Annotated in this window: 22 protein-coding genes; 9 read left to right on the top strand and 13 right to left on the bottom strand. The window is 43.8% G+C overall.

Going from position 1 to position 23,479, the window contains the following annotated elements:
* Positions 1 to 18: 18 nt before the first annotated feature.
* A complete protein-coding gene (locus VHA_RS06515; RefSeq protein WP_005502944.1) occupies positions 19 to 396 on the top strand; it encodes a hypothetical protein in 378 nt (125 codons plus the stop codon).
* Here VHA_RS06515 and VHA_RS06510 read toward each other — a convergent pair.
* Together VHA_RS06510 and VHA_RS06505 are read right to left on the bottom strand one after the other, a co-directional pair.
* On the bottom strand, positions 393 to 878 hold the full coding sequence (locus VHA_RS06510) for a hypothetical protein (protein WP_040528387.1): 486 nt from the start codon (positions 876 to 878) through the stop codon (positions 393 to 395). The two genes, VHA_RS06515 and VHA_RS06510, sit on opposite strands and share 4 nt — an antisense overlap.
* The gene (locus tag VHA_RS06505; protein ID WP_005502940.1) at positions 862 to 1,662 is read right to left on the bottom strand and encodes a winged helix-turn-helix domain-containing protein; all 801 of its coding nucleotides are present in this window, start codon (positions 1,660 to 1,662) and stop codon (positions 862 to 864) included. The genes VHA_RS06510 and VHA_RS06505 overlap by 17 nt, the downstream gene beginning before the upstream one ends.
* A gap of 403 nt (positions 1,663 to 2,065) precedes the next feature.
* On the opposite strand from VHA_RS06505, the gene VHA_RS06500 reads away from it, so the two are divergent.
* The 3 genes from VHA_RS06500 to VHA_RS18400 all read left to right on the top strand — a co-directional run bounded on the left by VHA_RS06500 (position 2,066) and on the right by VHA_RS18400 (position 4,830).
* Positions 2,066 to 2,344, top strand: a complete 279-nt coding sequence (locus tag VHA_RS06500) for a hypothetical protein (protein WP_040528385.1) — start codon at positions 2,066 to 2,068, stop codon at positions 2,342 to 2,344.
* A 190-nt stretch (positions 2,345 to 2,534) separates the two neighbouring features.
* A complete protein-coding gene (locus tag VHA_RS18405) occupies positions 2,535 to 3,167 on the top strand; it encodes a hypothetical protein (protein WP_050778533.1) in 633 nt (210 codons plus the stop codon).
* A gap of 706 nt (positions 3,168 to 3,873) precedes the next feature.
* Positions 3,874 to 4,830, top strand: coding sequence for an anthrax toxin lethal factor-related metalloendopeptidase (locus tag VHA_RS18400; RefSeq protein WP_147280892.1), 957 nt, complete (start codon positions 3,874 to 3,876; stop codon positions 4,828 to 4,830).
* 130 nt (positions 4,831 to 4,960) lie between these two features.
* Here VHA_RS18400 and VHA_RS06480 read toward each other — a convergent pair whose 3' ends face one another.
* A complete protein-coding gene (locus tag VHA_RS06480; protein ID WP_040528668.1) occupies positions 4,961 to 5,737 on the bottom strand; it encodes an alpha/beta fold hydrolase in 777 nt (258 codons plus the stop codon).
* Between the two features lie 230 nt (positions 5,738 to 5,967).
* On the opposite strand from VHA_RS06480, the gene VHA_RS06475 reads away from it, so the two are divergent.
* The gene (locus tag VHA_RS06475) at positions 5,968 to 6,756 is read left to right on the top strand and encodes a hypothetical protein (RefSeq protein ID WP_005502934.1); all 789 of its coding nucleotides are present in this window, start codon (positions 5,968 to 5,970) and stop codon (positions 6,754 to 6,756) included.
* A 326-nt stretch (positions 6,757 to 7,082) separates the two neighbouring features.
* On the top strand, positions 7,083 to 7,868 hold the full coding sequence (locus VHA_RS06470; RefSeq protein ID WP_005502926.1) for a hypothetical protein: 786 nt from the start codon (positions 7,083 to 7,085) through the stop codon (positions 7,866 to 7,868).
* A gap of 91 nt (positions 7,869 to 7,959) precedes the next feature.
* On the opposite strand, the gene gltS is transcribed toward VHA_RS06470, so the two are convergent.
* The 4 genes from gltS to VHA_RS06450 all read right to left on the bottom strand — a co-directional run bounded on the left by gltS (position 7,960) and on the right by VHA_RS06450 (position 13,643).
* Positions 7,960 to 9,186, bottom strand: a complete 1,227-nt coding sequence (gene gltS / locus VHA_RS06465; RefSeq protein WP_005502925.1) for a sodium/glutamate symporter — start codon at positions 9,184 to 9,186, stop codon at positions 7,960 to 7,962.
* A gap of 219 nt (positions 9,187 to 9,405) precedes the next feature.
* Positions 9,406 to 11,208, bottom strand: a complete 1,803-nt coding sequence (locus VHA_RS06460; protein ID WP_005502924.1) for an amidohydrolase — start codon at positions 11,206 to 11,208, stop codon at positions 9,406 to 9,408.
* 117 nt (positions 11,209 to 11,325) lie between these two features.
* Complete coding sequence (locus VHA_RS06455; RefSeq protein ID WP_005502923.1) at positions 11,326 to 12,543, bottom strand: NRAMP family divalent metal transporter; 1,218 nt, start codon at positions 12,541 to 12,543, stop codon at positions 11,326 to 11,328.
* A 215-nt stretch (positions 12,544 to 12,758) separates the two neighbouring features.
* Positions 12,759 to 13,643 (bottom strand): sulfotransferase family protein, encoded by an 885-nt coding sequence (locus VHA_RS06450; RefSeq protein WP_005502922.1) that lies wholly within the window; start codon positions 13,641 to 13,643, stop codon positions 12,759 to 12,761.
* A gap of 561 nt (positions 13,644 to 14,204) precedes the next feature.
* Here VHA_RS06450 and uvrY point away from each other — a divergent pair.
* The 3 genes from uvrY to pgsA are packed head-to-tail and all read left to right on the top strand — an operon-like array spanning position 14,205 to position 17,297.
* Positions 14,205 to 14,849, top strand: coding sequence for a UvrY/SirA/GacA family response regulator transcription factor (uvrY, locus tag VHA_RS06445; protein ID WP_005502921.1), 645 nt, complete (start codon positions 14,205 to 14,207; stop codon positions 14,847 to 14,849).
* A 6-nt stretch (positions 14,850 to 14,855) separates the two neighbouring features.
* Positions 14,856 to 16,691, top strand: a complete 1,836-nt coding sequence (gene uvrC / locus VHA_RS06440; RefSeq protein WP_172465035.1) for an excinuclease ABC subunit UvrC — start codon at positions 14,856 to 14,858, stop codon at positions 16,689 to 16,691.
* 42 nt (positions 16,692 to 16,733) lie between these two features.
* A complete protein-coding gene (gene pgsA, locus VHA_RS06435; protein ID WP_005502918.1) occupies positions 16,734 to 17,297 on the top strand; it encodes a CDP-diacylglycerol--glycerol-3-phosphate 3-phosphatidyltransferase in 564 nt (187 codons plus the stop codon).
* A gap of 125 nt (positions 17,298 to 17,422) precedes the next feature.
* Here pgsA and VHA_RS06430 read toward each other — a convergent pair whose 3' ends face one another.
* From VHA_RS06430 to VHA_RS06405, 6 genes are all read right to left on the bottom strand, one after another.
* Entirely contained in the window at positions 17,423 to 18,787 is a 1,365-nt protein-coding gene (locus VHA_RS06430; RefSeq protein WP_005502914.1) for a TrkH family potassium uptake protein, read from the bottom strand.
* 1 nt (position 18,788) lies between these two features.
* The gene (locus tag VHA_RS06425) at positions 18,789 to 19,442 is read right to left on the bottom strand and encodes a potassium channel family protein (RefSeq protein WP_005502913.1); all 654 of its coding nucleotides are present in this window, start codon (positions 19,440 to 19,442) and stop codon (positions 18,789 to 18,791) included.
* A 128-nt stretch (positions 19,443 to 19,570) separates the two neighbouring features.
* Entirely contained in the window at positions 19,571 to 20,248 is a 678-nt protein-coding gene (locus tag VHA_RS06420) for a response regulator transcription factor (RefSeq protein ID WP_005502911.1), read from the bottom strand.
* Positions 20,238 to 21,278, bottom strand: a complete 1,041-nt coding sequence (locus tag VHA_RS06415) for a sensor histidine kinase (protein ID WP_005502909.1) — start codon at positions 21,276 to 21,278, stop codon at positions 20,238 to 20,240. Before VHA_RS06415 ends, VHA_RS06420 begins: the two co-directional genes overlap by 11 nt.
* Positions 21,279 to 21,391: 113 nt before the next feature.
* Complete coding sequence (locus VHA_RS06410; RefSeq protein WP_040528382.1) at positions 21,392 to 22,750, bottom strand: ATP-binding protein; 1,359 nt, start codon at positions 22,748 to 22,750, stop codon at positions 21,392 to 21,394.
* Position 22,751: 1 nt separating this feature from the next.
* Positions 22,752 to 23,426: a response regulator gene (locus VHA_RS06405; RefSeq protein WP_005502907.1), complete on the bottom strand. Its 675-nt coding sequence runs from the start codon at positions 23,424 to 23,426 to the stop codon at positions 22,752 to 22,754.
* Positions 23,427 to 23,479 lie beyond the last annotated feature (53 nt).

Genomic DNA, 23,479 nt, shown 5'->3' with positions numbered 1-23,479 from the left:
ATATAGGTAGGAGTAGGTATGAAGTCACTTCGAGAAATTGTGTATAAAACCCTGGTTGAAAATTTGAATGTTTCACCGGGTTTGCTGTCTCGCATTGAGACTAACGAACCGATCAGCATCGAATTGATGGGTGGAGAGGAAATTTTTATCCATGTGAATGATTCAGTGCTGCAAACATTTATCGAAATTCCGTTGAAAGACGCCAGAAGTTTACGATACAAAGCGCCAAAGATCATTGAACTTGTCCAAGAAGACCCTGAAATGTTCATGAATATTCAGAAAGAAAAAATGGTGCTGGTAACGGAAATTGATAAAAACAAGGTTAGCATAGAAAAAGATCTTTCAGACAAACTGACATTGTTCAACCGAATGGCATCTGAAATTAAAGTCAATTAATGACCTTCTAAAATAAGAATTTGACCATCATAGAAGAAAAACTTTACAACAATATATTCATTAGACCAGTGAAGCACTTCTAATGGATTGTAATCTTCAATAAGTGTTTGTGTGATATTCTTGTGGTCGAATGGCTTCAAATTATTTTCATTGGTTCCTTTATACACATCAATATTATCAAATTTTAAATAGTATTGATGTGTGTTTTTCATTACAAGCTTACCTTCACCCAATACTTTATAGTAATTTTTTTCCTTCTTTCGGTCGAGTTCCCGTACAATTATCTCGGTATGAAATGTGTTATTATCGATGACAAAGTTAACCGCTACATCATGTCGGTAATTTTTGTCTAATGACATTAATACATAGCTTGCATCGAAAAAGTGAACATTTCCCTTATGATTTGTGTAAAAGACAAATGCTAATGTTAATGCCGTGATCAACGTTATAATGGCATGTATTTTATTAAGGGTGAATTTCATTAATAATAATCTCACTGATTGTCTTTATGTCTTTATTTTTCTCGACTTTAATCACGTAATTCCTACTGATGTTATCACTGGTAATATAACTAAAAGAGACAGTCTCACCATTAAGCATTATATATAATTTTCGTAATGATATCTCTTTAATGCCGAGGGCGGTTAACACATCATTGCCCAGTGCCTCGGCAAATGAAAAATCTGAAGAATAGACGTAGATATATTCTTCCTGAAAGCCTAATCCGGGATAGCGTTTTTCACTTTTAACAACAAGAAGAGAGGGAAAAGTAATCACACTGATTTGGTAACAGATGAAGATGACTTGAACGGTTATGCTGATAATTAAAAAAAACGTCGTGATATTATATTTTTTATTTTCCGGGGTAAATTCATCACGAGTCAAAGTGGTTTGTGACGTTGGGGAAGGAGACTGAATAGTTTCAATCACCTCTACAAATTCGCTTTCTAGTAGGTATCCTTTTTTAGTGATTGTTTTGATGTGTTTTTGACTCTTACCGTCATCATTTAGATAAGCACGTATATTACGAATAGCTTGAGTCAGTGAACTGTCGGATACGAATTTGCCTGGCCAGCCTATTTCCAAAAGCAGATTTTTGTCTATTACTTTCCCCGGATTTTCACACAAAGCCAGTAGCACCAAATGTTCATGTGTGCCTATTTTAAGACGTTTTTGTGAGTCTATATCCAGCATAAAGGGGGAATCAACCTCAACGATCTTTCTGTCTATTCTGTACTGTTGTGGTTTCAGAAATGAGTTATCCATTATACATTGCCATTTTTCATAACATCATCATGTTAACACAGTCTAGGGGATATGGTATTAAAACCTCAACGTGACGCCGTATTTTCTTCACAAGAGTCGGCAGCAGTAATCTTCAGAGTATCAATGGCTTTTCATGATGACATATTACTCATTTTGAATCTTTAATTTTCATTGCTAGTGTGCTGTTACCTATAGGTTTTATGGAGAGTGGATTGTTAATCATGCTGTGACACTTTGCGAGCTAGAGTGGTGGGTGAAAATTAGAGAATCAATAAGATTCTCTTGTTCGCAAACGTCCTTTTGTTAACATATCTAGAGTTATTGACATAATTGTCTGATATTAGATAATGCGAATACCATTCTATGTCTAACTGAGTAAACTATAATACATACAGGAGCAACTATGTTACGTATTGCTTTACGACCTCAAAATTTGACTGCTGCTTGCCAGGCAACAAAGCAAGCAGTACAGAACAAGCTTAATTTTGGTTCATCGGTTACTACTGTGAAAAACTGTGGTGAACGACTTGCGAGTACGCAGCCAACGGCTCAAAACGTTTCTTCAATTGTTGATCGTCTAAAAGCTGCTGTGGAAATTCATGAAAGAAAGGTTGCCGTTGCCAACCGTTATGGTATGGAGGTTTTGTACCACTGCGGTAACTTCGAAAAAAATTATCGTTAATAATAGCTATAAAAAGGCCAATATTGATTCATCTTGGCCTTTTTGTCTTTATACTATTTTTGAAAAACTCCCGCAAATTCTCACTATCGGATTTTTATCTTGTCCGCGATAGTTCATATTATTTAAGTGGTCTTTAATAATATTATTATTTAAACTATGAGAATAAGAATACAGCTTGTTGGAGTTATACATGATCGGCCCTATAAAAGTTACAACACCAGCACTCATGTCAAGCTTAATTTTTAATAGCTTGACAAGACATGCTAAAACATTAAATGTAGTTCGAGTCGTTAATTTTAGAAAGCAGGATAAGCGAACTGATTTTGACACTAAAATGAATTTTGTGAAGACGAACAACGCAGAAAAAGAATCTAGTTTCTTTAAATTTCGTCAGCTCTTAAACTTTCATAGAAATGTTACTCAATCCAGAACACCAGAAGCACCAAAAACATCAGATGTTAGAGCCCTGGCTCGTGAGGCTGCACTTTCTGGTTTGAATCGAGCATTGCGCGCAGGAAAATTTGATGCTGAGACCTTTAAAGATCAATTTGATGCTTTGGCTTCGGGTAACGGCTCCCTTAGAACCATGGTCACCGCCTTGCAGGGAATCAGCCAATTTACACAAGGTCAGATGAAAGAAAATGCGGATAAATTATTATCGACCGATATTCTTGGCGTTAAATTTTCTCAATTTGGAACGTGTTCAGGTCCGGCTTTAGCCCTACTTTCATCTGCCTCAAAAAATGAGATGGAACAGATTATATCAATTATCAATGCGATATATGGCATAGTACCGACGCATCTTATCGGCACTGAAGTTTAACGACAAACAAGAAAGAAACTAATATTCGTTGTTAAGAAATGATTAAAAAACCACCCTGCGCGGGTGGTTTTTTAATTACTCACAAATGCAATTTTGACGAACAAGCTTAGGGCGGCTTGGTTTCTCAGGTGTTTGCGATATAGTCGGATCTTTGACATCCTTCTCTTTTTTGCTGGTTTTTTCTACTTTAAATTCGAATTCTGCACCGAAACCAAAAGCTTCCGCTTCTATATTGATATTACGGTCTTTACCTTCTTTTTATACTCCAATACCTCCGCCACCAAAAGGCGTTTTAATGCGAAGCTTAATCGCTTTAAACTTAATGCCATCAATTTCATCAAAGGAAGGGATATTGATGGCTTGCGAAGAGGTTTGTCTTACGCACAGATATACTTATATCTGTGCTTTAAACGTCGATTGGTGAGTTATTTTTTGTCGTTGGAATTTCTGGCAATGATATTGAACGTTGTAGCATAAATCTATCCTTTTTTGTATAGGCTATCTATTTCATTATCACATGAAATAATCTTTATTTATTTTACCCATCATTATTCATAAGGCTAATGAATGTGATTGAATCCTGATTCAATAATTATCATTTTAGCGATATCTAATGATGTGGTAGATCTATGGTATGGTTGGATAGATTTTTATCATTATGATTAAATTCCCAAAAGTTAACATTATTCACACAACGAGCTCTGCATTGAGCAACGGTGATCTGACATTTGCTCAGAAAATAGCAAGAATTAAAGTGGAACAATCAAAAAAAACATCGAAATATAAAACATTTAATAAAGTAAATAAAAATAAAGAGAGGAGGGAGGAAAAACTCGCGCTTGTTAACACGCTCATAGCATACAATGCAAACTATTATGGTGAGAAGTTTCTTTTTTGTAGTACTTATGAGAGGCTGGTAAAGAACATCAGACATAAATTTGATGGTTTGGCCTGGGATTATATTAATCAAAATCTATGTTTTGAGAATAAGTCTGGAGTCATATCAAGTGATGATATGATAAAGCTTATAAAAATAGTTCGTTCTACAGAATTTACAAAACTTAATGTTCTGTCAAAGATGGTTACAGTCAATAAGACATCTAACATTGATGAGCATGCACGTAAGTTAGTGATGAAAGAGCTTGATAAGCTTCCGTCTTCGTTGATTTTTGAGGCTTATAATAAAGGTATGACAGTGGTGATCACCCATGATGATGTAACAACATATCGTACTGATTTATTGGATGAATCTGTTCCTGGATGGGAGAAAGAATCTTGGGAGGGAATTCCAGGTGCTGGAGGATTTGAAAATAAAGAAACGGTTATTGCACTTAAATTTAATCCTAATCGTAAATGTTGGGAAATTCCTAATAATCATGGCTCCTGTAATTTGATACTTCATGAGTTTGGTCACTCTATCGATAAAGTGTTAGGAGTGGCGAGAACAGGAATGGTAACCAGCGAAACTAAGAGTTTTTATAAGGCATGGTATGCTGATTTTAACTTACTTGATGGTGATTACTATCAAGGTAATGAGAGTGATGTGGACTTCTATCGGCCTCTTTCAGAAAGCTATGCTGAGGCATTTGCCTTGACATTTAATGATAAGAATGAAATAAAGTGGCCACATATACAAAAATATATAAAGGACCAATTTATTTAAAATCATTCTAATATTGTTGGGTTTTTATTTTTGTGAGTATACCCAAGCTATTTGAGCGTCTTTGATCAAGTTCAGGTTGCCCCCTCTACGTTTAATTATTAGATAACTTGGGTATATTATAGATTGTTGCTTAATTACTCCTTAAAAAATTAAGTATAATTTTATTGATTTCTTCATGATGCGTTAGACAGATTCCATGTTTCCCATTTTCGATAACGTGCAGTGTTGCATCATTGATCAGTTTTTCTAACTTATAGGCCGCATCAAGGGGGATCCCGTCATCGCTATCACCATGAATAATAGCGACTGGACACTGTATTTTGCTTAGTTTATGACAAAAATCTTCTCTTTCTATCATTGCTTGCATGGCCAAAGAAATATCTTGTGCATCATAGCTTAACCAAATATCTCGCCATTCATCAGAAATTACCACATTGTCACCGAAGAACACCTTCAAAAGGTATTCAATTACCTCACACCTAGATTGATAGAAATGCCAGTTTTTTACCAATTCTTTATAATGTTGTATGATTTCTGGGTTATCTTTGTTTGATTGCGTCGAGATAAGCACCATTCCTTTTACTTTTGGTGAGCTTAATATTGATAGTCTCTGAGCAATGTATCCCCCCATGGACATACCGACAACATAGTATTCGGATATTCCATTATTTTTTAGTATATCCACAATATCGTTAACGAGATCATCAAGTGTGAATGAATTATCACATTGGTTTGATTTTCCAAAGCATCTGAAATCTGGGCATATTACCCTATAGTGATTTGATAGTGCTTCGATTTGGTGTTTGAACATCATATGGCTCATGAAAAAACCATGAAGAAAAACAATAGTGGGCTTTTTGTTTTTATCTTGTGGATCACTATCAAAATAAAATAATTTCTCTAACACATTAACCCTAATTAAAATGCACATCATTCATCATATTTTTTGCCGCTATTGACTTTTGTCAAGCTATTTTAACTGAAATATTATTAATCAAGTGTCATTTAAATTCATTTGTTGTTCTGTTAATGAAAATATAATTTTCTTACCATGTGTTGTGTGTTTTCATTTTGCGAATGCATATATACATCTTGTTTGATAGATCTAGTGCCGCATATGTTATTTTGGGGTAAATGATGATGCTTAATAATGTAAAGTATAATTTGCAGACTGGTCGCATTGATAGTGGTTTTAAGAGTTGTTTTAGTGGTAAAGATTGGGGTTCTTTTGCTAAAAGTGTCCGTAACACTTGCCTTAAATGCTCTTGGTTTTTCACGCTTTGCACCAAAAACACAAAGAAAAATGCAGAAAAAGCTGTTTATATACCTGAAGATTCAAAAAAGAACATTTGTTCCTTTTTTGAATCAAAGAAGAAGATGGACTTCTTTGTTGGTGCCATGGAACTGGATCTTTTACGTGCAAATTATAAGGTTAGTATTGTTGATCATGAGCTTTTCTCTCATAGTGTTGAATCTTCGCTGTGTGAAAGTGAGGCACATACTCAAAAGGAAAATACAATTGGCGTTTTGAAGCAGATTCTTTCAAAAGATCAGTACAGCTTGTTATCAAAGCTCGCATGCCAAAATTTAGTAACGTTCCTTATTAACAATAAAGGATTTGAGAATAAACTTTTAGAAGACGGGTGTTTCTTTCTCCCCGATCTTTCAAGTGCAGAAGCTGCGGGTAGATTTATTAGCTCCTCACAAAAATTTGTGATAAATATTCTTGAAGATAAAACGGTGAATGTAGAATGCAGTTTTAACAGTCGGGATGCAGATATAGAATATATGGAATCCATAGCTGATCTATTGGAATTGGACGATATAACTGGCTTGGATGTTAAAATTTCATTGAATATAGATACTAATGCAAAGGTCAGAATCAATGATTTTTATTTGGTTGTCTATGACCTGCTGAGAAGGTGATAGCGCGTTTACGTTAGCGCTGTCGCGTGTAAAAAGCCTGCTTTTTCATTGATGGAGAAGCAGGCTTCTTGATTATGGCGTAATGTATTGATTCCTATTTGATAAGAAACATGACATTAACGTAAATTATCGTTAACGAGATCATCGAGTAAGAATGATTTATCACCTTTCTTTGTTAAATACAATTGAATATAAGGAGTGTGTTTTGTTTTTATTTCATTGATCTATTTGTGATAGATAGTGTTTTACTTATAAAAATGATTTTTACTCATTATAAAAATAATTGATTTTAATAAGTTTTAGCGATGGTTTTGAGGTAAATTATTATGTTCAGTGTTTTAAGAAAAAATGTAGCAAGTGGTTTTAATGAGATTGTTAGAATGGGGGATGCTAATAGTAGGAGCATTAGTGATCTTACAGGAAAAATCATTAACGTTAAAAATGAACTGAGAGATACCATTGTAAATGGTGTTGGTTTTATTGATATGAAGATAAGATCAGAGAAATGTATTTACATATCAGAGGAATCAAAAAAAAATATTTGCGAATTCTTTGAATCCTCCAAAAGGGAGGATTTAGTTGGATGTTTGGAAAAGGATATATTACGCGCGAATTATAAGATTAATGTTATTGGAGAACAGCTTTTTTCTCATAAAGCTGGCTCTTCTTCTTGCGAAGATATAAAAAAGAAAGAGGATACGCTAGAAATTTTACAACAGCTTCTTTCTGATAATCAGTATCATTTGTTGTCAAAGTTAGCATGTCAAAACTTGGTGACATTTATCATTAACAATAAGGCTTTTGAAGATACAAACTCACCCCAAAAATTCTTTTTCTTGCCGGATTTATCAAGCTCTGAAGCGGCAGGGAGGTTTATTAGTCATTCACAAAAGTTTGCTATAAACGTTCTTGAAGACAAAACAGTAGACGTAGAATGTAGCTTTGATAGTCGAAGTGCAGATAAAGACTATATAGCATCCGTAGCTGAATCATTGCAGTTGAATAATATAACTGGTTTAGACGTTAAAATTTCCATCAATATTGATGAGAAGGCAAAAATTCAAATAAATAACTTTGAGTTAAGTGTATATAATTTGCTAAGAAAACAATAACGTTTCTATTCTGCCTGCTTCCCCGATAACGGCGAAGCAGGCTTTTCTGTATCAGACCATGTTATATGGATCTTGCAAATGTTGGATAGCTTTAACCAATCAGGCTAAGTGTCGTCTGCAAAATCACAAGGTTAGCGATATCAATAAAAAATGCACCGACGATAGGCACCACCATGAAGGCCTGTGGCGAAGGGCCAAACCGGTTTACTACGGATCCCATGTTCATGACGGCCGTGGGGGTTGCGCCTAAGCCAAAGCCACAATGGCCGCTTGCAATCACCGCGGCATCGTAATTTTTACCCATGACCCGGTAAGTCACGAAATAGGCGAAAAGCGCCAGCATCAGAGACTGCACCATCAAAATCACCAGGAATGGCAGTGCCAAATCCAGGATGTTCCAGAGCTTCAGACTCATCAAGGCCATGGCCAGAAACAGCGCCAATGATACCGTCCCTAAAATATCGACAGTCTCGATGTCCATTTTTCTCGCGTTGGTGACTTCAAGCACGTTGGTGATGACAACGCCAATAAAGAGGGCATAAACAAAATCCGGGATCATCAGCCAGCTGATATTGAAGCTGCTGATCCATTGTTCAAGATATTTCGCGCCAGCCACACAGATCAGCAGAACAAACAGGGTTTCGATCACTTTCTTCGCGGTCACTCTTTCCTGTTCATTTTCGTTGTAGGTCACCAGCTCCGGAAATTCTTCGTGCGCGTTGTTGGCACTGCCGTACTGGGATTTTAGTGTGTTTTTTTCGATCAGCCGCTGGGCCACAGGCGAGCCAATAATGCCGCCCATGACCAAACCAAAGGTCGCTGATGCCATAGCAACCTCCAGGACGTTTTCCAACCCGTAAACATCCTGAAAAGTTTGGGACCAGGCTGCGCCTGTGCCATGGCCACCAGATAAGGTAATGGATCCGGCAATCAACCCCATCAATGGGTCAAGACCGAACGCAGTGGCCATCGAAATGCCTATGCCGTTTTGCACCACGATATACACGGATGCAACGGCAAGGAAGATAAAGACTTTTGCACCGCCTTTTACAAGCTGGGTGTAGTTGGCTGCCAAACCGACAGTGGCAAAGAACATCAGCATAAACGTATGTTGCAGTGGCAAATTGAACGCTAGGTCAATGCCCTTGAAATGGAGGACGGTGATACCTGCGGCGACAACCAAGCCTCCCACAATCGGTTCAGGAATGTTGAATTTCTTCAATGTGGGTATCCAGGCGTTGATAACATGCCCAAGTAAAAGAACAAAAATGGCAATCAGTAAGGATTCAATGACGCCGACAGAAATGAGTTGATTCATACAGCCTCTGTGGTTCCATCATCTCCCAGAACGCAATACGGGTCCTTAACCGCTGCGCTGGGGGGCTACAACATGATCGACGTTATCGCATATTGTTGGACAGGATGACAAGCCTATCTGGTGAAAATTATCGCACTTTTTGAGTGTGTTACGGGCAAAAACAAACGGACAAGGGCTTGAGCTTGTCCGTCTGAGGTTTCTGGGGGCCTAACCGTATAGTCAGTGCTTATGGGGAATAAGCCCGGCAATCATCATGGTGTGTGATGCTAATTTTTGGCACGGTTTGGATTCGGCGCAGCTTTGCACAGCGGCTTGGTCGTCAGCTTTGGTGTAAATAATTTTCCCGTGTTTGATGGTGGCCAGTACAGAGATATCTGCCAGCTTGAGTGGGGCGATCTTGAGAGGGTTGTCTGAGAGCAATACCAAGTCGGCCACTTTTCCTACTTCGATAGATCCTTTGGTCGCTTCCTCAAAATGCTGATAGGCAGACCAGAGCGTTTGCGCTTTTAATGCCGTCATTGAAGAGACGCGCTGGTCCTTCCCCAGAATGCGGCCGCTGCGTGTGATTCGATTCACCGTCGCAGAATAAACGCGCATCGAATCCGGGAAGGCAACAGGGGCGTCATGGTGGGAAGTGAAGATCATCCCGCGGTCCAGTGCCCAGCCTGTTGGAGAGATGTTTTCAGCCCGTGCATCACCGAGTACGGATTGTGCATGCCAATCCCCCCAGTAAAAGGTGTGCATGGGGAAAAACGAAGGGAGCACGTTTAGCTCTTTAAAAGCCTGAACCTGATCTTCTCGGGCCGTTTGGGCATGGATCGCCACAAAGCGGCGTTCTTTCGCGCCAAATTTTTCGGTCGCTTTTTTCATTGCGCGGAGGTATTGGTCGAGTGAGGCATCGCCATTGGCGTGTGTTAATAATTGCCAGCCATTTTCCATCGCCATACTGACATACTTTTCTGCGTCTTCATCGGACATGATGGGATAACCGCGGTAGTCTGCATTTTGCCCGTCAGGCGGCACTTTGTAGGGTTTGGTCAGCCAGGCTGTTTTTCCTTGGGGTGAGCCATCCAGGGTGAGCTTCACACCGCCGAGACGAAAACCGTTGGTGTAGTCCTTGCTGAGATAAGGCGGTTTTAGGATGTCAGTACCCAGTTGAATGTCGGTGTACGCGACCACATCGATAGGTAGGGGAGATTTCTGGGCAATCTCATACATGGTCTTCACGCTGTCTGACATGGCGCGTCCTTCTTGTGCGGTGGTGTAGCCGTATTTGGCATACAACTTCATCCCGGCGCGGAACAACATTTCATTTTCATCGGGACTGATCTGGCTGAACAACGGGATCAGGGCACCGAAGAAAGCGGATTCTTCGAGTACACCGTTAGGTTCTTCATTACCTTTAATGCGACGGATCACACCCCCCGGCGGGTTTTTGCTGTTAGCGGTGAGCTTCATCATTTCCAGCGCTTTGCTGTTCATTACACCAAGGTGGCCCGATTGGTGAATGATAAGAATTGGGACGTCAGTGGAGACCTTGTCCAGATCAAACCGGGTGGGGTGGACTTTCTCTTTCAACTGAGAATCATCATAACCAAAGCCAATGATGAATCCCTGCGCTTTGTTTACCGGGATGTCGGCCCATTTCCTCAGCGCTTCCTGCAATGTCGCGATGTCAGTGACGGGGCCATCAGGCGGGGAAAGCAGGTTGGCAGACACCGCCTGCAAACCAGTATTCATTACATGGCCGTGGGCGTCGATAAACCCCGGGATCATCGTCAGCCCTTTCAAATCGACCACCTTGGTTCTATCGCCTTTCAGGCGCAACAGATCGTTATTGTCACCCACGGCCAAAATCTTGCCATCTAATATCGCAACCGCTTGTGCTTCAGGTTGGGTATCATTGACCGTGATGATCTGGGCGTTGTGATAAATGGTGTCAGCGAAAGGCGTGGTAGGGCTGGCCGCCGTGGCGGTGAAGGCGATGAGTAACGCAGAAAGGGAGATGATTAAAGCTTTCATTGAGACTCCTCAGAAGCGGGGAAGCCCCGCTTCGTGTACGCAACTGGTTGGAATCAGTGTATGTGGTGTTTTTGCGAAGCGTCGTCCAGAATTTGCACCATTCCCCTTTTATGTCGCTCAGGCGCCAATGAATTTGGCAATAAAGCCCTGCACGTTGCCCAGACTCGCAATCGCCATGATAACCACGATGATTGCGCCAATGACAGTCAGGTATACCGGGTGCTTGTATTCGCCGACAATGTCTTTGCGTCGGGTCGCGGCAAGAACAAACCCCAATACGATTGGCAGAATGATACTGTTCACCAGACCTGCCAGCATCAGCAACAGGATAGGCATGTCCATCAGTACGGTGCCAGCACTGGTCAGAATGATAAAGCCACAGCACCATGCTTTTTCATTGCGTGCAACGACCGGGAACAGTGTTTTGATAAGGGAAATTGCCATGTAGGAGTTGCCAACCACGGAGGTGATTGAAGCGACAAAAAGCACTAAACCAAAGATAAAGTAACCCACTTCACCGGCACCCTGACGGAAAGCGTCTGCTGCCGGGTTTGCGGTATCCAACACAGCGCCAGCGGCAATCACACCAAATACAGCCAGAAACAGCAGAACACGGATAATCACTGCAATGGAAATGCCAGCCCATGCCGCCTTATTGATGTGAGGGACATTCTCTTTGCCCTGTAAGCCAATATCGACCAGACGCTGTGCGCCAGTGTAATAACCACCTACCGCGCCGCCGACAATGGTCAGTGTTGGCAGCAGAAGATTGCCCACATCAGAAGGCATGACCGCCGCCGTAAGGGTTTCTCCCATCGGTGGTAGGCTGGTCATGGCAACATAGGCAATCAGCACAACCATAAACAAGCCGAGGTATCGTGCCATCTGGTCCATGCGTTTTGAGGCGTTGTGCACGACGAACAGCAGGCATCCTGCCACGCCAGTAAACAGGGCACCCCAGGTGGTATCAACGCCTGTCAATACGTTAATCCCCAGTGCAGACCCACTGACGTTACCAAAGTTGAAGGCAACCGCTCCTAAAGCCAGCAAAATACCGATGAAGTAACCTGCTCCCGGCGCAATTTTGTTGGCGATGTCTTGGATACGAAGGCCAGATACACCCACGATTCGCCACAGGTTCATCACGATGCCGAAAGTGATGAACATGGATGCGAATACAGGAAACGCCATGTCGACTTTATAGATGTTGGTGAAAACTGCGGTTTGCGTCAGAAAGCCAGGGCCAACAGAGGTGGTTGCCATCAAAAAGGCAACGCTGAAAATGGCTTTTGATTGCCAGTTTGTTGAGAGGTGGGTGTGTGCTTTTGCTGTCATGCCGAATCCAGATTTTGTTGTCTTCCTACTTATAAAAAACAGAAAAACAACTGACCGGGATCAGCTGAGTATAAGCCGTTAAGCTCTTGAAAAATACCGCTCTTGTGAGCGTTCATTTTTGCTGGGCGCGAATATTAATGGTAAGGCAAAGCCAAGTCAATCACCCAATCGCATAAATTTCACAGGCAGCCCATTGAAAGCAATATTCTGTGTTGTCAATACGCCGGGCACCAGGTGTACACCGTGTTCACATCTGTTGCAGGCATCCTCAGTACGTTGTTGCTGCACCGAATATTATTTTGCCTGAGCGCGGCATTGACCGTCTCACTTGCGGGTAGTTCAGCGAAATCAAGCACCCGGGCAATGGTCTGATCTGGTGCGCTGACAAAGTCTTCATACTGGATAGTCAACACATCCAGATCCAACTCAGACGCTTCACGTTTGGCAGTTTGGAGCAGTTTGTTTAACTGGAACGCTGTCCCTGCCACCGGGTGTCCCCTGAGTTGATCATATTGGGCCAATTCCTTGAGTGAATAGGCGCCTCGCCACCATAGCAGATGTTTGCCCTGATACTCCCATTCTTCGGTAGACAGCATGGAGTGTACAGTTGATGCAGGGTCGCGGCTGATATAAATGAACTTGGCATCCGGAAAAAGGCTATGCAGGAAACAAAGGCGGGCTGGACCGGTAAACTTCAGCGCCAGCCGACTTTTTTGAGAAAGTGCAACCCGCTTGCCTAGGATGTTGCGTAAGGTGGAAATTTCCAATGGTGTTGCATGTTTTCCCCGGGCAAATCCACGATAGAAATCGATTTCATCTCGGGTGTTTTCGTCCCAGAAATGTGTTGCTTCTGAGGGGGATGGTGAAAACTCCCTGACCAAGTCGCCAAGAAAAGAATGGATGTTCAATGCGTTGTTTCGACATTGACATTTGTGCCTGAACAAACGGTGTTCCAGCCCAGATTTAGGATGCTTGTTAAAGCGCTCATCAAGCCAGCAAAATGCCTCATGATAGAAAATAATGTCAGAAACCAGAGTCACTCCGGAACGCGGGGGACCAAGAAAAATAACGGGTTGGTTCAACGACGGTACGTGGCGCATAACAACACTCCTTCTCTCATTTAACCAAGAAAGAGCAATTACAATGCCAATGCGGTTAACGCATTAATTCATAGAGATAGAACGGTATGCCGTACGGGGTATCATCTTGGGTTGCAAAATGAAAAGCCCTGCGTCATGTCGGATTGTGCACTTTGCGATGGTGAGTTTTTTAACAGGGTAGGCGAAAAAGTGAACCCAAGAGGCAGATTTCTCTGCTCAATGTGTCATCAAACGATAATGACAGACTTAAAAAAGTATAAAATATGCCGATTGAGAATATCTTGATGTTAACGTTTTCAGATATCAGGCCGGGGCGATGGCATTTAGATTTATGAACCAGGTTTTTGTATTTTGGGAGAAATTTTCTCCTTTTTTCATGCGGTGACGTAAATTAAGACATCGGACTGATTAATTTATTGCAGGTTGGCTATAAAAACATGCACTCTTGCACAGAATCAATGTGTTCGGTCTTTTATTGTTAGGTTAAACTCAAGTAAGATGCATCAAAAGTCGAGCGCCATCCGGCGCATGGCGAGCCAAAATCATAGTGGAGATACAAGCTTGATTAGTGTTTTCCTTGTAGATGATCACGAGCTGGTTCGCACAGGGATACGTCGTCTTCTCGAAGATGAACGTGGTGTAAAAGTGGTAGGGGAAGCCGAAAGCGGTGAGGAAGCTGTCAAATGGTGTCGCAGTAATCATGCCGACATTATTTTGATGGACATGAATATGCCTGGTATTGGCGGTTTGGAAGCAACACGAAAGCTTCTTCGCTATAACCCAGATGCGAAGATAATTGTCCTGACAATTCATACTGAAAACCCATTTCCAACCAAGGTGATGCAAGCTGGTGCAGCTGGATACCTGACTAAAGGTGCTGGTGCAAACGAAATGGTGAATGCCATTCGTGCGGTGAGCAGTGGCCAACGCTACATTTCGCCTGAAATTGCACAGCAAATGGCCCTGAGCCAGTTTTCTCCAGCACAGGAGAACCCTTTCAAAAACCTGTCTGAACGTGAACTTCAGATCATGTTGATGATTACGAAAGGACAAAAAGTGACCGATATTTCTGAGCAGCTGAACCTGAGCCCTAAGACGGTAAACAGTTATCGCTACCGTTTGTTCAGTAAACTGGGTATCAATGGTGACGTTGAACTGACCCATCTTGCTATTCGACATGGTATGCTAGACACAGAAACACTTTAATAACGCCTGCTCGCTGTGTTTGACGCCAAAAACTTCCTAAAAACAGTCTCCGACAAGCCCGGTGTCTATCGAATGATGGACGCCTCAGGAGAAATTATTTACGTCGGCAAAGCCAAATCTCTCAAGAAGCGGCTTTCCAGCTATTTTCGTGCCAATGTCTCGGGTGAGAAAACGCGTGCTTTGGTGAAAAATATCGCCAATGTGGAAGTGACGATCACCCACACTGAAACAGAGGCGCTGATCCTTGAGCATAACCTCATTAAACAGCATTTACCGCGCTATAACGTGCTGTTGCGTGATGATAAGTCCTATCCGTACATCTTTCTTTCTGCCAGCAAGCACCCAAGGCTTTCGGTTCACCGTGGAGCGAAAAAGCGTAAAGGAGAATATTTCGGGCCATTTCCCGATGCCGGAGCGGTAAGGCAAAGCCTTTACCTGTTGCAGAAAATCTTTCCTGTTCGCCAATGTGAAGACTCGGTTTACGCCAACCGTACCCGTCCGTGTTTGATGTATCAAATCAAGCGCTGCGCGGGCCCGTGCGTGAAAGGCATCATCACTGATGAAGAGTATGCAGAACTGGTGAACTTTACTCGTTTGTTCTTACAGGGCAAAGACAGACAGGTGATTACGACGTTGGTGGAGAAAATGGAATCCGCCAGCCAGTCACTGGCGTTTGAGAAGGCAGCACAGTATCGCGACCAGATCCAGGCATTGCGCCGTGTTCAGGAACAGCAGTTTGTATCGCAGGACAGCGATGACGATCTGGATGCCATTGGTGTGTCGATTGAAAATGGTATTGCCTGTATCCATGTGCTGTTTTTACGTCAGGGTAAGGTATTGGGCAGCCGCAGTTATTTCCCGAAAATGCCAGCCGATACCGGTGTGAATGAATTGGTATCGAGTTTTATTGGCCAGTTCTATATTAAACAGGCAGAGGGAAACACGATACCTTCCAGCATCCTGATCAGTCAGGACTTGGGGGAGGAACTGCATTCGCTGGCAACGGCCCTGTCAGAGATCGCTGGCCGTAAAGTGAGTGTGCAATGTAAGCCACGAGGTACACGTGCCCGATTCCTTAAACTGGCGCAAACCAACGCCGCGACGGCATTGACCAGTAAAATTAACCACAAAATGACCATCCATAACCGTTTTTCTGTGCTTTCAGACACTCTGGATCTGGAGCCAGTGAAACGGATGGAATGTTTTGATATCAGCCATACCATGGGCGAGCAAACCGTGGCATCGTGTGTGGTGTTTAATCATGACGGACCGCTCAAACAGGAATACCGCCGTTACAACATTACCGGCATTACCGGCGGTGACGATTATGCTGCCATGGCACAGGTGCTGGAGCGCCGTTACAGTAAACAGGTCGATCCGGATAAGATCCCGGACATCATTTTGATTGATGGCGGTAAAGGCCAGCTAAACCGTGCGTGGGAGGTGGTGAAGCCCCTCATGGCCGACTGGCCAAAACATCCGTTAATGTTAGGGGTAGCAAAAGGAACCACGCGGCGTCCCGGCCTTGAAACCCTGATCAAAGTGTCCGGTGAGGAATTTTCGCTGCCTTCTGACTCCCCGGCACTGCACCTTATCCAACATATTCGGGATGAAAGCCACAACCATGCCATTTCAGGACACCGTGCTAAACGCGCCAAAGTGCGGAAGAGCAGTGTGTTAGAGGAGATTGAAGGTGTAGGGCCCAAACGCCGTCAGGCGCTGTTGAAATACCTCGGTGGAATTCAGGAACTTAAACGGGCTTCTGTTGAAGAAATCGCCAAAGTGCCTGGTATCAGCCGTGTTTTAGCCGAGAAGATTCATTCGTCATTGCAACAGCAGTGACTTTCAAGCAACATAGGCCGTTACTCACAAAAAATTATAATTATGCGACTGAATATCCCCATTATCCTGACCCTGATACGTATTGCGCTCATTCCCGTTTTTGTCATCGCGTTTTACCTCCCTTACCAATGGTCTGCGTTCGTTACGGCGCTGATTTTTGTTATTGCTGGAGCCACGGATTGGCTGGATGGCTACCTTGCCCGCTCCCTTGGACAAACTACCCGCTTCGGTGCATTTCTTGACCCGGTAGCCGACAAGGTGATGGTCGCGATTGCATTGGTGCTTATCGCTGAATATTACAGCTCTATTTGGGTCACCATTCCGGCGGCCACGATGATTGCCCGTGAAGTGATCATCTCCGCGTTACGTGAGTGGATGGCGGAACTGGGTAAGCGCGCCAGTGTGGCCGTTTCCTGGGTAGGGAAATTTAAGACGGCTGCGCAGATGTTTGCACTGACCATGCTGCTTTGGCGTGAGAATGAGTGGATCATTTATGTCGGTTATACCGCCCTTTATATCGCCACTGCATTGACTTATTGGTCGATGTATCAATATTTGCTGGCGGCGAAAGATGACTTGCTGAACTCAGACGACGATAAGTTCTAGCCCTTCACTGACAAGAATGAGAAAGGCCAACAATTCCCGTTGTTGGCCTTTTTGTATTTTGCGATACCGGATAGTGAAAACAATATCCGGCAAGTTTGACTATCTTGTCCGCTGCACTTGAGTCATTAACCAATAGCCAGTTTCGTTTCCGCATAACGGAGCTTTTTAGCCCGGGGACTTGCCAGGAAATAGGCCAGTGTCAACGGGCCCAGTCGGCCGATATACATCAATATGATGATGATAAGTTGACCTGATACAGAAAGCTGTGGCGTCAACCCCCGGGACAGTCCGACCGTGCTTAATGCTGAAACCGCCTCAAAAATGACGTCTACCATCGGTGCCTTCTCGCTCAGCAAAAGGGCAAACACAGACAACCAGGTAACGCCAACAGAAATCATAGTGAGCGCCAGTGCTTTGCTGACCGTTTCTTTCGATATTTCGCGGCCATAGACATACACCTGCTGATCGCGTCTCAGGAAGCTGTAGGTTGACAGTATCAATACCATAAATGTCACGACTTTTATGCCGCTTGCTGTGCTCAGGGAGCCACCTCCGATAAACATCAGGAACAGGATAATGGCCGTGGTGGCGTCTTCCAGTTGGTCGATAGCCAAAGTATTGAAGCCAGCGGTCCGTGGTGTGACGGCCTGAAACCAGGCTGCCAGCCATTTACCCGATGCCGATAAGTGCGCCAGTGTATCTGGGTTGTCATATTCGATAAGGTAAATAGCAAACAGAGCGACCACATTGATGATCACCGTACCCATGATCATCATCCGACTGTAAATGGTTAACTTACTCCACCGGCGTTGGCGTTTCAGATCCATCCACACCGAAAAACCCAGTCCCCCGACAATAAACAATCCTGTAATGGTGAGGTTTACCACTGGGTCGTCAACATACGGAATCAGGTTGTCTGCGCTCAAGGCAAACCCTGCATTGTTAAAGGCACTGATGGTATAGAAGAAACCATGGAACAGGCTGGTTTTCCATCCCAGCTCATTGTGCCAGTGAATCGACAGGATAAGCATGCCAACCAGTTCTACCGCCAATGAAAACACCAGCACCGATTTGGCGATGGCCACCAGGTTGGAGGTGTCTGTTTGATTGAATGCTTCCCGGGCGATGGTTTTCTCCAGAAACCCCATTTTACCGCCCAGCGCAATCAGGGTGACGATGGCGAATGTCATCACCCCGAGGCCTCCCAACTGGATGAGCATTGCAATAATGATTTGCCCAAACAGGGTGAAACGGGTGCCGGTATCGACAACGCCTAACCCGGTTACTGTGACCGCAGACGTGGCCGTAAATAAGCTCTGAATCCAACTGATAGGGGTATGGGTTGCTATCGGCAATTTGAGCAAAAGCGTGCCTAACAGCATCACTAAAAGGAAGCTTCCACAGAGAATGACAGGCGGTGCGCAAAGCAGTTTTTTCCCCGCTTTTGGGGAACGTTCGATCATGCGAACGGAAGGATGCCACTGTTCCATCTCACAATAACCTTGGTGCCAGATATTTGAGCTCTGAGCGTGTGCCGCAAAACAGCACGATATCGTTGGCCCTGAGTTCAAAGCTGTCTGTGATGTCGGTAAACACATCCTGTTCGCGTTTTACCAGCACGGCCTTAATGTTGCCTTTGGACTCATTCAACACCTGTGACAGGGGAACGTAATGAAGGTTGGGTTTGATGTGAATTTCGACGACATAGAGACCATGGCCGATTGAAAGGTAATCGTTGACCATGGGGTAGTTGAGAGCCTGTGCAACGCGTACCCCCATTTCCTCTTCAGGATGAATAATACGCTGAACGCCCAATTTGGAGACGATCGTGTGATGGGCCTGGGTGCTGGCTTTTACCCAGATTTCTTTAACCCCTAGATTTTTTAACGCCAATGTGCATAGCAAGCTGGCTTGCATATCCTCGCCAATGGCAACCACGACAGCTTCACTGTTTTCTAAATCTAATTCCCTCAATGCCGCTTCATCGGTCGCATCACAAATGACGGCTTGTGTGAAATCTTCGATATATTTTTCGACCATTTTTGGGTCTTTGTCGACGCCGGTTACTGTGTGACCCAGATGAATCAATTCCAGACTTGCAGCAACGCCAAAGCGTCCTAATCCAATGACAGTAAAATGTGCCATAGTTTCACCAACGTACAATTAATAACGTAAAAAGAGTGATTCGAATAAAAATACCGGGTGTTGTGCCAAAATAACCTCTATTCAAGCATCTTCAGGTTACTTGGGAATATGTTTTACAATGTGGGAAATTAAACCAGGCGATAACCCACACCTGATTCGGTTTTGATAATATTTTGTTCATCAGCACTGTCGTGTAGTTTCTTTCTTAGCTGGCTTACCAAAATACGTAAATAATGTGTGTCATTTTCATGGCTCTGGCCCCAAATTGTCGTTAATAATTCAGATTGTTTGACCAAACGCCCGGGGGGTGCCATTAATTTTTCAATAAAAGCAAATTCTTTTTTTGTCAGCGATACTTCTTCGCCATCAATCCATGCTTGGTGAGTGCTTTTGTTGATTTTTAGTCGGTTGTATTCAAGTATGTCAGATAGAGTGTCAGTGTTTACTAAATCCCTAACCAGCACCTTGATACGTGCGATTAATTCACGTACCCCGAAGGGTTTGCTCAAATAATCATTTGCTCCAGCTTCAAGCAGACGTATTTTTTCGTCTTCCTGATCTCTGGCCGTTAATATGAGTATCGGTGTTTTACTTGATGCCCTCACGTTGTTTAATACGTCAATCCCGTCGCCATCCGGCAAGCCAAGGTCTAATACAATCACATCCGGTTCGGCGTCATGAATCACTTTTAATGCTGAGCGAACACTGTTTGCACCCACATATTCAAAGCCTTCTGCCGTGAGTGAAATACGGATAAATGTATGTATTTGCGGCTCGTCGTCGATGACCAGAACGTTATATTTCATTTTCGTTTCTCTCTTCACCTACTGGCAAAGTTATGCGAAGAAGACAGCCTTCCATAACATCCACCACGCAAATTGTTCCGCCATGTGCATGGATGATTCCTTTGGAAACAGCCAAGCCAAGGCCAATACCCCTATCGGCATTTTTTCCTTGCTGGCGAGAATAGAAAAGGTCAAAAATACGGTTTTTCTCTGATTCAGAGATAGGTTCTCCCTGATTAAAAATATCGATACTGATGGTTTCTTCTTGCTGGAAAATAGACACATTCACCGGGATATTTGGGGGCGAATAACGGAGCGCATTATCAAGAATATTGAACAATGCCTGTTCAATAAGTGAATGGCTGACATTTACCGTTGCAATATCACCGCTTATATTGACATGAATTTTTCTGCCACCCTCCGGGAAGCGGTGAATGGTATTCTTCAAGATATGGATAATCGATTCCTGATTTTTCCTGATCACTAAATTACCGTGTTGAAGTTTCGTTGCTTGCAGCAGGTTTTCAATGTATTGGTGTAACCGATGGCTTTCAGTCGTTGCGCTTTCCAGCAGTTCAAACCGTTCGTTTTCGCTTAATTGGGAGAAATATTCTTTCAATGTGGTCAGGTTACCGATAATGCCCGCCAACGGTGTTCGCAGATCATGCGACACAGAGAGAAGGATCTGGTTTCGCAATTGAACCTGTTTTAACTCGTTTTGTTTATTTTGGTATCTTTGCGCGAGTGTGTTGATTGAAAACGCAGTGATGATAAACACACAAAGGTTGGCGATATCTTCCGCGTGAAACATCTGGAAAGAATAGCGCGGCTGGGTAAAGAGTAAGTTAAAGCATAGCGCTTCAGCCACGGCGACGACATAGGTTAAACGGGTATGGCCGAGGAAGACGGTTGCAACAATAGAAAATTGCATAATCAGCAAAACAGCAACGCTTGATTCGACCCAAAGGTCGACAATGAGTGACGTGCCAATCGCTGCCGAAATAATGGATAGCAGGAGCAGGTGGCGATGCTTCAGCCAATGTGCCGTCATAATAAGAAACACTACAACTTATCAGGAGTGGAAACTTTAGCAGAAGCGATCAGGGGATGCGCGTAAAAAATGCGTAAAAAAGCCCTGTGAAAACAGGGCGCTGAAGAAGACAGTTATCGCTGTGGTGGAAACGTCATAATAAACGCGGCGCCTTCTAAATCTTGTGAGTCAATCACACGGATCTTACCGCCATAACTGGCGACAATCTCATCACAGACAGCGAGACCAATGCCTGTTCCCGGATTGAGTTGGTCAGCCCGTACGCCGCGTTGGAATATCGACTCTTTGTGGGCATCAGCCACACCCGGCCCATCGTCTTCTATGATAAGCATATAACCGTCGTTTCCCTGTTGGGCGGTGATCCTGATGGTTGTCAGAGTAAACCGATATGCATTTTCCAGCAGGTTGCCCAACAGCTCCGTAAGGTCAGATTTGTTCAGCGGCAGTGACGGTGACCCTTCAAGCTGGTAACGCACATCGACCAGTTTATTATCGTATATTTTGGCGAACATTCCCGTCAGGCTGTCGAGAACCGGGCGAAGTTCGGTTTTTTCCCTTACCAGACCAGATTGTCCTAGCAGTGCCCGCTTAAGCTGATATTGCACCATGTCATCCATCTGGCTGACTTGCTCTATAATCCGTTTGCTCATCGCTTCGCGGCTCAGGCTGGCATCATCCAAAAGCGCATTGGTTGCGGCTAAGCGGCTTTTCAGGCTGTGCGCCAAATCGTCCATGGCGTGCCGGTAGCGTTGGGTTTGTTTTTCGCGCAGCGTTATCATACGGTTTAGGGCATCTGTCACTTCGCCCAATTCTTTGGGGTAGTTATCGCCCAGTTTTTCACGGCGGGATTCTGCAATCTCATTGAGTTCTCCAGCCAGTTTACGCAACGGACTAAAGCTCCAATAGGAGGCGGCATAGAGTAACCCCGTTGCGATGGTAAAGAGCAAGCCCATATAGAGCCAGGTCTTCCGCTTTATTTGGGCAAGGTTTTCCAGTTGCTTACTGACTTCGCGCAAAACGAAAAAGGACTCTTCGGTTGAATAGGTTGCTTCTGAGATCACATGAATAACGTATGGAAAGCCTTTGTAGTCAATCAGATCGGGGCCTTTTAGGCCGAAAGGGACGATGTTACACACATCCCCCATGTTGTTGTTGCGTGCCGCGGAGGACATCCAGGAGGTGGTGCCATTTTGCCCGCAGATAAAAGCAAGGTATTTAGAGGGCTTGCTGACAGTGATAGACGGGTCTTTGGGTGGGGTATTATCATTGTTGAGCATTAGCATATTATCACGCTGGAGTTCGCCAATAATGCTCGGGACTTCGGTCACTAGATTCGTCGAATACATGGCGATATAGTTTTTGACGTATATTTCGTTGATCACAACGCCCAACGCCAGGGAAAACACCATAATGATGCTAATAGAGGTGACGATGACCCGCTTGTGGATTTCGGGCATCATTTTCCGTGCCATATTAACTGACCTGCAGTTCGAAAATATAACCCTGGCCGCGTACGGTAGAAATCGGGTTTTCCTGACCGGCCTGTGTCAGCTTTTTACGTAGACGGCTCATCATCACTTCAATGGTATTTGGGTCGCCTTCCTGATCCTGATACAGCACGTCCAGTAAGCGTTGCTTTGATACCACCTGCCGGTTATAGCGGACCAGATATTCCAGCAAGTCATATTCAAAGGCCGTGAGCTCGACAGACTGTCCGTCGATAGAAACCTTTTTAGCAAGCAAATCGATAGTAATCTTACCGGCACGGATTTCCGGTTTTACAAAACCCGCGCTGCGGCGAACCAGCGCATTAAGGCGTGCAACCAGTTCTTCTTTCTGGAACGGTTTGACCAGATAATCATCAGCCCCGGCATCCAGCCCGGAGACTTTATCCTGCCAGTTGGCCCGGCCAGTGAGGATCAGAATGGGCATGCGAATGTCTGCGCGGCGAATGTCGCGGATAAGGCTAAGACCATCTCTGTCGGGCAAGCCCAAATCCACAATAGCGATATCGTTAGGGTATTCTTTGGCAACGAACAGGCCTTCATAGGCTGTTTGTGCGCAATGCACCTGATGACCAAGTTCCGATAACTCGGTTTTCAAATGATGACTGAGCAGTGGGTCGTCTTCGACAATAAGAATGCGCATTAACCGTGACCTTCTACGACTGTTTCGTTCTGCTTCCCAGCCTAATGAAACTT

It is taken from the genome of Grimontia hollisae CIP 101886, assembly GCF_000176515.1.
In the GTDB taxonomy this organism is placed as follows: Bacteria; Pseudomonadota; Gammaproteobacteria; order Enterobacterales; family Vibrionaceae; genus Enterovibrio; species Enterovibrio hollisae.
This window is presented reverse-complemented; position numbering and strand designations above follow the sequence as displayed.